Raw genomic sequence first — 7,966 nt, 5'->3', positions numbered from 1 at the left:
AAGCTTTTAACCGCCAGTTAAGCCTGACGACCATAGCAAGTGGGAACCACCTGATACCTTGCCGAACTCAGAAGTGAAACCGCTCAGCGCCGATGATAGTGTGGGGTCTCCCCATGTGAAAGTAGGTCATCGTCAGGCATTTATTACTAAACCCTCAGCCAATGGCTGGGGGTTTTTTTATGCAAAAAATTAAAGCCTAAATTTCATTCATCTGTTAAGCTTCTATCTCTTTAGTCTAATTCGTAATTTTTGAGGTCCAAGATGATTCGACGCAATCCAAACGGCGATATGCCACAAATACACCCTGGTGCCTATGTTGATAACACTGCGATTATTTGCGGTAAAGTAATCATAGAAGACAATGTATATGTTGGACCTTATGCTGTTATTCGTGCGGATGAAACGAATGAAGAAGGTGACATGGATCCAATTATCATTAGAGCTAACTCAAACATACAAGATGGTGTAGTCATTCACTCTAAAGATGGTGGTTTAGTCGATATAGGTGAATGTACTTCGATTGCTCACCGTTCAATTATTCATGGCCCTTGTAAAATTGGTAATCGTGTTTTTATTGGTTTTAACAGCGTGATTTTTAACTGCGAGATTGGTGATGGTTGTGCGGTACGCCATAACGCTGTCATTGATGGCTGTGACCTGCCAGCAGGTTTTTATGTACCTTCTACTATGCAGTTAAGCAAAGGCTCTTGTTTAGATGAAGTACCAAGAGTGCAAGCTTCAGAGTCAGAGTTCTCAGAGCAAGTTATTACTGCTAACCATGAGTTGGTAAAAGGTTATAAAGCGCTCAGCAACGAGTTCTAAAATACAGTTTAATGAAAAAGGCTACTTAATTAAGTAGCCTTTTTTTGTTAGATGAAGATTATATACCTTGATGGGTTATTAGTATTTTACCCTTAGCCTTACCTGATTCAAGGTATTCATGGGCAGCCGCTACCTGATGAATGCCGAAAGTTTCATCGGCAATTAGTGGCTTTAGCTGGCCCTTTTCCACCAGTTGCACTAATGCAGCTAACCTAGCTCTTTCCGACTCAATTCCTAAGCCTGTTAATAGTGGCAAAGCTCTAAAAACTACGTGTAGTGTTAAACTTTTGCCGTGCATTAGTGATAGGTCGTGGGTGGAGCGGGTGTTGATAGAAACTACCTGCCCCTTAATGCTTGCAGCAACAAAGCTGTCATCTAATGACTTGCCACCGACTGTATCAAATACCACACTAAAACCTTTACCATTGGTTAAGCGTTGAACATAGTCTTCTACTTTTTCTTCTTTGTAGTTAATGGTTTCATCTGCACCTAGGCTTTTAGCTATTTCTGCTTTTTCATCAGATGAAACAGTGGTATAAACTTCAGCACCTCTAGATTTAGCTAACTGAATCGCTACATGACCCACGCCACCTGTACCACCATGGATTAGAATTTTTTCTCCTGGCTGAATATTGCAGCGCTCAACTAGTGCTGTCCAAGCAGTCATAAATACTAAGGGTAATACACTCGCTTCTTCTAAAGCCAAGTTAGTTGGTGCATGGGTAATAAGTCGCTCATCTGCCACCATATAGTCAGCTAATGCACCTTGGTTACCCTTTAAACCACCTGCACAACCTATAACAGTATCACCAACTTTAAAATGACTGACACCTTCACCTACTTGGTCAATAATGCCACCTACGTCTGCATTTAAGATGGCTGGATAGTCTGGGCCTGCAGCTACTAGACCTTCACGTATTTTAAGTTCTAGAGGGTTGATGCTTGTAGCTTTAACTTTAATACGAACCTGACCTTTGCCTGCAGTGGGCTCTGGCATATCAGCTGCTTCAAAGACATTATAATCACCCGGCTTACGTATTATCATTGCGCGCATAATATTTTGCTCTTTGTTGAAGTTGTGTTTAGAGTTACCTTTTTTCAGTTTAGCCTTTGTTAGCTAGAAAATCTCATATCTAAGGAATCCCTGTGTTTCTGACTCTTGCCAATATTGTACTGCCAGTTTTTTTGATCATTGCAGTTGGTGCTATCTATGCCAAGAAATTTAGACCAGATATTAGCTGGATAAATAAAGTGAATATGGATGTTTTTATTCCCGCACTCATTTTTTCTGCACTTTCTAGCAGTGATTTTGAATTGGCAAACTATAAAGATTTAGCGATAGGTTCTTTGGTTGTGGTTATAGGTTCGGGCTTAATTTTATGGCCCTTAGCCAAATTTTTAAAAGTGAAGGCTAAAACCTTCTTGCCACCCATGATGTTTAATAACACAGGGAATATGGGGATTCCTCTATTAGTGCTAGCCTTTGGTGAAGAGGCACTACCGGCTGCTATTACTATTTTTGTTACGGTGAATTTGCTGCACTTTACCTTGGGGCTTTACATTTTAGATAGCCGAACTAAATTTAGCACATTACTAAGAAATCCTATCGTTGTTACATCTTTTGCAGGCTTAGCCTTTAGCCATTTTAATTTGCATTTACCTGCTTTTTTAGCTTTGCCTACAGAAATGCTGGGACAAATCTCCATACCGCTAATGCTATTTGCCTTAGGTGTTCGCTTATTAGATGTGGATTTAAGTGATTTAAAGCTAGGGACAATTGGTGCCTTTGCCTGCCCTGCATCTGGTGTGTTGTTAGCTTATTTAATAGCGCCCTTCTTAAACCTACCCGATCAACAGTGGGGCATTTTATTAGTTTTTGCAGCTTTACCACCTGCTGTACTTAATTTTATGCTGGCAGAACAATACCAACAAGAACCACAGAGAGTTGCCTCTATCGTTCTTGCGGGTAATTTTGCCAGCCTGGTTTTTATACCTATAGCGCTTTGGCTGGCACTTTTTTAAGGCTTGCAAACTTGTTTATCTAAAAAGCCCACGAAGTTTGTTCTTGGCCTTATCTTTAATCTTATCTTGGCTTTCTTGAATTTTCTTTTTAGCTTTTTCTTGAGCTGCATCTTTTAGTAACTGACCCACTAAGCTGGTAACTGCCTTAGTATCAGGGCGGCACCTAATGCTGGTTGAGTCACTGGCTAGAGAACCTTTGCATTCAACAGGCCAACGAACTTTAGCTAAATTTGAGCTAACAGTACAAACCTGTTGGTTGGTATCTTCGCTAAAACGAATCCCTAAATTATATAAAAAGTCTTGCGCTACCAAATGAAAAAAGCCAAATCCTGAAACTTCAAAGCCAGGAATAGCAAGCTTAAGGTCTTGATTATTTAACTGACCATTTACTAGATTAATATCAGCAAATAATTGAGTAAACTCAGTATCTTCACTCCATTGCTGGTTAGCTGTTGAGCCGTCAATCGATGCCGCAGCAACACAAACCTCTTTACTTAAATTGACACCTGTCACCGCACCATCTAACAAGCGAAGGTTGCCCTTGCCATTGGAGTGAGCCAGCCACTGAGATAAACGTGTACCTTGAGTATTAAAGTTGCCAACTAAGTTTAGCTTGCCACGAAAAGGAATAGACTCTTGTTCTAAGTCGTTAAGTAATGGACGAAGATTCAGCTTTTTAAGCTGGGTTGTAAGGTTTAATTTAGCAGGCTCCTTACGAACATCTATTACTGCCTTATTGCGAAATGTACCTTGGTACATGTCTAAATTGGCACGCTTCAAGTTAACCAAGCCATCTTTGGCAGTTAAACTTAGATCTATTTTTTCTAGGTTTAGACCGCTAATTTTTAGCTTATCTAGGTTGAAGCCAATATCTAAGTTGAGTGTTTTAATGAGCTCAACTGGTAGTAATTCTTCTTCGTCTGCAGTTGTTGCTGCTGTAAGGACCTCCTTAGAATCTTCACCAGCAGCATTTACTTGTTCTGAGGGCTTTTCATCTGCTTGCATGGGTGGTGGTAAATAGCGGTCAGCATCTAGCTTATCGCCTGCTAAGCGTAACAAGACAGCTAGGTTTTCTAACTTAACTTCAGCATTGCCTTTAAATTGAGTGTCATCAAAACCTAAGTCTAACTGGTTGAACGTTATTTTCTGCAGATCACCTGAAAAACCAAGGGTTGCTAAGACTTGATTCAAAGTAGTGAGATCTGCCATTTCTGGTAACTCAATACCCAAATCAGTTAATAACTTTCTTAAGCGGCTAATTTCTAAAGTTAGTAAACCATTAAACTCTGGTTCTTCTAATAACTGACTTGCTTCAAGAGTTAACTGTTGTTGCAATTCGTTGAAGCTAAGCTGTTGGTTTAGATTTGCCAATTGTCTTTCTAGGTTAGCTTCTGCTGTTGCCTGCAGCTTTAAAGGTAGCAGTTTGCTCTGTTTATCTAAACGAACTCCTGTATCTAATTGCAGTTTATTAATAAGGTATAACTGTGTGTTTAGATTTAGATCGGCATTTATAGCTAACTGAGTTGTAGATATTTCAGGCAGGCTAACATCTTTCCAGTCAGGTGCTGTTACACTTAAGTTAAGGGGTACTTTTACCTGCCCACTCGCCATTTGTGCATCTAGACCGCCATCTAAAGTTAGCGTGAGTGGAGTGTTAAGCATTTCAGGGTAGGTGGTAACTAACTTAAGCTTTAGATTATTTAAAGCGTAATGCTCTGCTGCTAAATCCAATTTAACCTCAGTTTCTAGGTTTAAATTTAGCTGGGCTGCCGGTTCATTAAGTGCAAGTTTTGCGGCGAACTCAATAGGAAAAGCTTTATCCAAGCTGACATCTTTGGCTCTTAAAGAAACCTCGGTTAACTCAATATCTAGTTTTTCAACTTCATCGTTAATTTTTACAGCTGCTTTATCTAACCAAATATCGGCAATTTCTAAATTTAACTGCATAGATGGGTTGGAGTCTGTGTCAGCTTGAGTCTGGGTTGCTGCTTGTTGGTCAGTATCTTTTGCTAAAGAGGTGGATTCTATTGAGTTGGCCGCATCAGTCGTCTGGGCTAGTGCTTCTTGAACTAGTTCCCAGTTAGCCACACCTTCAGCATTTCTATGTAAATAGATTTCTGGCTGAATAAGATGTAAGCGTTGAATTTTTACTTCACCACCTATCAAAGGCATTAGTGCAACACCCACCGCAGCTTTTTGTATTGACGCTAAAGGGTTCGCATCGGGAGTAGATAATGGACGAAGTTGAGCTTTACCTAGCTCAATGCCTAAATAAGGATAAAAGCTCCAACTTAAGTCACCTGGAATACGTAAGTCGATGCTTGCTTGTTCTTTGGCTAGTGTTTCTATGCGTGGCTTTAACTCATTTAGATCTACAAAAGTGACCAATAAAAAGATAACTAAGCCCACTAAAAAGACTAGGCTAAAAAAACCACCTATAACCCATTTTAAAATGCGACCCATTAATAACTCCCTAAATTTAAATTATGCTAGCTTTAGAACTGCTGGTCTATGCTACATGAACTGACAACCAATCAATAGCTTGCCTGAAGTTAAAAAGGCGTAGTTTCTTCAACATCAAAGGTTAAGCTAAAATCCTTAATAATTTCGGGGCAGCCATGCAGTGAACCACAACCTCTACCATCTTCTACTCTAAGTACATAGGTACCCGCTTCTAAGCTTTCACTAATACGAAAGTTACGCCCCTGCCCACCATTCCAATCCCTTTTTATCACACTACCATCGGCATGAAAAAGTACCGCCCCAGGGTAAACATTATTGGTTCTTTTTAACGACGTGTGGCTTTCAAGGACCACATCCATGCCACGCTCTAGCACAAAATAAAAGCGCATGACTTCTTTAGGGTTAAGCAGTCCTTCATAACTCGTACCTGGTTCTAATTTAATGAAGTTATCGGGAAAAGGCTTGGCGTGTAAGGGGAGTGCCAAGCAGGTAGTGAAAATAAATACCAACCAAAAACGATGTTCTAGCATGTTGAATCCTTGCTTAAGTATTGACTCGGTTACACTTTTAAAATTGATAGGTCTGTTATATACCCTTGTGTTTCAGTAAGCTAGCCAAAAGAGCTAAGCTGGTTGGCTAGGTGTTTACAGCTAAGGTGTTTATAATACGCTTTGCTGACCTATTCCATATCTTAGAAGATTAAAATATAAATTGAGGCCCATGCATGATTATCAAGCCCAAGTACCGTGGTTTTATTTGTACAACAACCCATCCTAAAGGTTGTTTTAATAACGTTGCAGACCAGATTGCAGTTACCAAGCAGCAAGGCGTTAAAAAAGATGGTCCTAAAAAAGTTCTAGTCATTGGTTCTTCCAGTGGTTATGGCTTGGCAGCACGCATTACTGCTGCTTTTGGTTACCAAGCAGATACCTTGGGTGTGTTTTTTGAAAAGCCAGCTACAGAGCGTAAGCCAGGTACTGCCGGTTGGTATAATTCTTGGGCTTTTGAGGAGCAAGCTAAAGAAGCGGGTCTTTATGCCAAATCCATTAATGGTGATGCTTTTTCTGATGAAGTGCGTGCAAAAGCTATCGAAACCATTAAAGCCGATTTGGGTGAAATTGATTTAGTCATCTATTCACTCGCTTCGCCTGTTCGTAAACTACCTGACACAGGTGAAGTGAAGCGTTCCGTGCTTAAACCCATTGGTGAGGTTTACCGTTCCAGCGCTATTGATACCAATAAAGATACAATTATTGATGCTGAAATTGAGCCGGCTACCGAACAAGAAATTGCCGACACCATTCAAGTGATGGGCGGTGAAGATTGGGAATTATGGATTAAGGCATTAGATGAGGCCGGTGTTTTAGCCAAAGGCGTTAAAACGGCAGCTTTTAGTTATATCGGTACTGAGATTACTTGGCCGATTTATTGGCACGGCGCTTTGGGCAAGGCTAAAGAAGACTTAGATCGTGCTGCTGCTGAGCTAAACAAAATGCTAGCCGATAAGTACTCAGGTACAGCCAATGTTGCCGTACTTAAATCGGTCGTTACCCAAGCCTCTGCGGCTATTCCTGTGATGCCTTTATACATTGCTTTGGTCTACAAAGTAATGAAAGACAAAAACTTGCACGAAGGCACGATTGAACAGCTTAACCGTTTATTCCGTAGCCAGTTATACCGTGATGATGGTAAGCCTACCGAGTTAGATGAAGAAAACCGTTTGCGTATGGACGATTGGGAATTACGTGACGATGTTCAAGAAGCTTGCCAAAAGCTTTGGGCAGAAGTGAATGACGATAATCTGTTTACAACCACCGACTACGCTAACTACAAACACGAATTTTTGAAACTATTTGGTTTTGAGCGTGACGATGTAGACTACGAAGCAGACATTTCACCACTGGTTGATTTTACTGTGCTAGAAGCTGACGCTTAATAAGCATGGGGTCAGAGCCAATTTAAAAAGTTTAAACTTGGATCTGACCCCAGCGTGATTTTAGGGAATTAAGCTTTAGCGTTTAAGCCTACGCTGTTACTCAGCACTAGATCAAGTGCATTTAAGTGGACTTCTTTCCTAAACATTGAGCTTGTGTTATTAGTACTTGTAACAATATTCTGCTCAGAAATTCTAATTCTTTCAGCAGATCTTTCTTTTGCCTGTTCAATAATATCCCTGACGTGAATTCGGCCGACAAGGTCTTCTTTGGTGTATTTTGTGTTACTTATTGATGTTGAGCTTTTATTTCTAGCGGCAGCAACATTTAAAAAATCTGTCGCTTCAACTAGTTTATCACTAGCGTTAAGTTTGGCTTTTAAGTAACCTGGATTCAACTCTCAAGTGCAACTCATTAAACTAGGATTGGATGGCAAGCTGCTGTAGCATCTTATGCTTTTCAATCGACCAAGAATGAGAAGCAAACATGAGACACTACACACAGCTCACCAGAGAGCAACGATACCAAATATCTGCCCTGCTTGATAACAATTTAACCCAAACTGAGATCGCTAAAACGCTTGGTGTTCACAAATCAACCATTAGTCGAGAGCTTAAACGTAATACAGGCAAACGTGGATATCGGCCTAAACAGGCTCACGAATTTACCGAAGAAAGGATCAAACAACGCTCAAAAAAACGCTTTATTGAGCCTATTTGGGGTGT

Annotated in this window: 8 protein-coding genes and 1 rRNA gene; 5 read left to right on the top strand and 4 right to left on the bottom strand. The window is 40.4% G+C overall.

Annotated features, from left to right (window positions below; all coding sequences use genetic code 11):
* Positions 1–22 precede the first annotated feature (22 nt).
* Both rrf and BP27_RS0113170 read left to right on the top strand, forming a co-directional pair.
* A 5S ribosomal RNA gene (gene rrf / locus BP27_RS0113175) occupies positions 23–138 on the top strand.
* A 123-nt stretch (positions 139–261) separates the two neighbouring features.
* On the top strand, positions 262–822 hold the full coding sequence (locus BP27_RS0113170) for a gamma carbonic anhydrase family protein (protein ID WP_027851938.1): 561 nt from the start codon (positions 262–264) through the stop codon (positions 820–822).
* Positions 823–880: 58 nt separating this feature from the next.
* On the opposite strand, the gene BP27_RS0113165 is transcribed toward BP27_RS0113170, so the two are convergent.
* Complete coding sequence (locus BP27_RS0113165; RefSeq protein WP_027851937.1) at positions 881–1,876, bottom strand: zinc-dependent alcohol dehydrogenase family protein; 996 nt, start codon at positions 1,874–1,876, stop codon at positions 881–883.
* 92 nt (positions 1,877–1,968) lie between these two features.
* Between BP27_RS0113165 and BP27_RS0113160 the strand changes: the two genes are divergently transcribed.
* The gene (locus tag BP27_RS0113160) at positions 1,969–2,844 is read left to right on the top strand and encodes an AEC family transporter (RefSeq protein ID WP_036240368.1); all 876 of its coding nucleotides are present in this window, start codon (positions 1,969–1,971) and stop codon (positions 2,842–2,844) included.
* Between the two features lie 15 nt (positions 2,845–2,859).
* Here the strand turns inward: BP27_RS0113160 and BP27_RS0113155 are convergent, their stop codons facing one another.
* Together BP27_RS0113155 and BP27_RS0113150 are read right to left on the bottom strand one after the other, a co-directional pair.
* The gene (locus tag BP27_RS0113155) at positions 2,860–5,307 is read right to left on the bottom strand and encodes an AsmA family protein (protein ID WP_027851935.1); all 2,448 of its coding nucleotides are present in this window, start codon (positions 5,305–5,307) and stop codon (positions 2,860–2,862) included.
* Positions 5,308–5,396: 89 nt separating this feature from the next.
* A complete protein-coding gene (locus tag BP27_RS0113150; RefSeq protein WP_027851934.1) occupies positions 5,397–5,837 on the bottom strand; it encodes a hypothetical protein in 441 nt (146 codons plus the stop codon).
* 194 nt (positions 5,838–6,031) lie between these two features.
* Here BP27_RS0113150 and fabV point away from each other — a divergent pair, with 194 nt between their 5' ends.
* Positions 6,032–7,243, top strand: coding sequence for an enoyl-ACP reductase FabV (gene fabV / locus BP27_RS0113145; protein ID WP_027851933.1), 1,212 nt, complete (start codon positions 6,032–6,034; stop codon positions 7,241–7,243).
* A 68-nt stretch (positions 7,244–7,311) separates the two neighbouring features.
* Here the strand turns inward: fabV and BP27_RS0113140 are convergent, their stop codons facing one another.
* Positions 7,312–7,638, bottom strand: coding sequence for a hypothetical protein (locus BP27_RS0113140; RefSeq protein ID WP_027851932.1), 327 nt, complete (start codon positions 7,636–7,638; stop codon positions 7,312–7,314).
* 89 nt (positions 7,639–7,727) lie between these two features.
* On the opposite strand from BP27_RS0113140, the gene BP27_RS17185 reads away from it, so the two are divergent.
* Positions 7,728–7,966, top strand: a 239-nt coding sequence (locus BP27_RS17185) for a helix-turn-helix domain-containing protein (RefSeq protein ID WP_027850944.1), incomplete at its 3' end; no start/stop codon positions are given.

This window comes from Marinospirillum insulare DSM 21763 (genome assembly GCF_000686905.1).
Lineage (GTDB): Bacteria > Pseudomonadota > Gammaproteobacteria > Pseudomonadales > Halomonadaceae > Marinospirillum > Marinospirillum insulare.
Note: the sequence above shows the minus strand (reverse complement) of the source record. Positions and strands in the feature narration are given on the sequence as shown.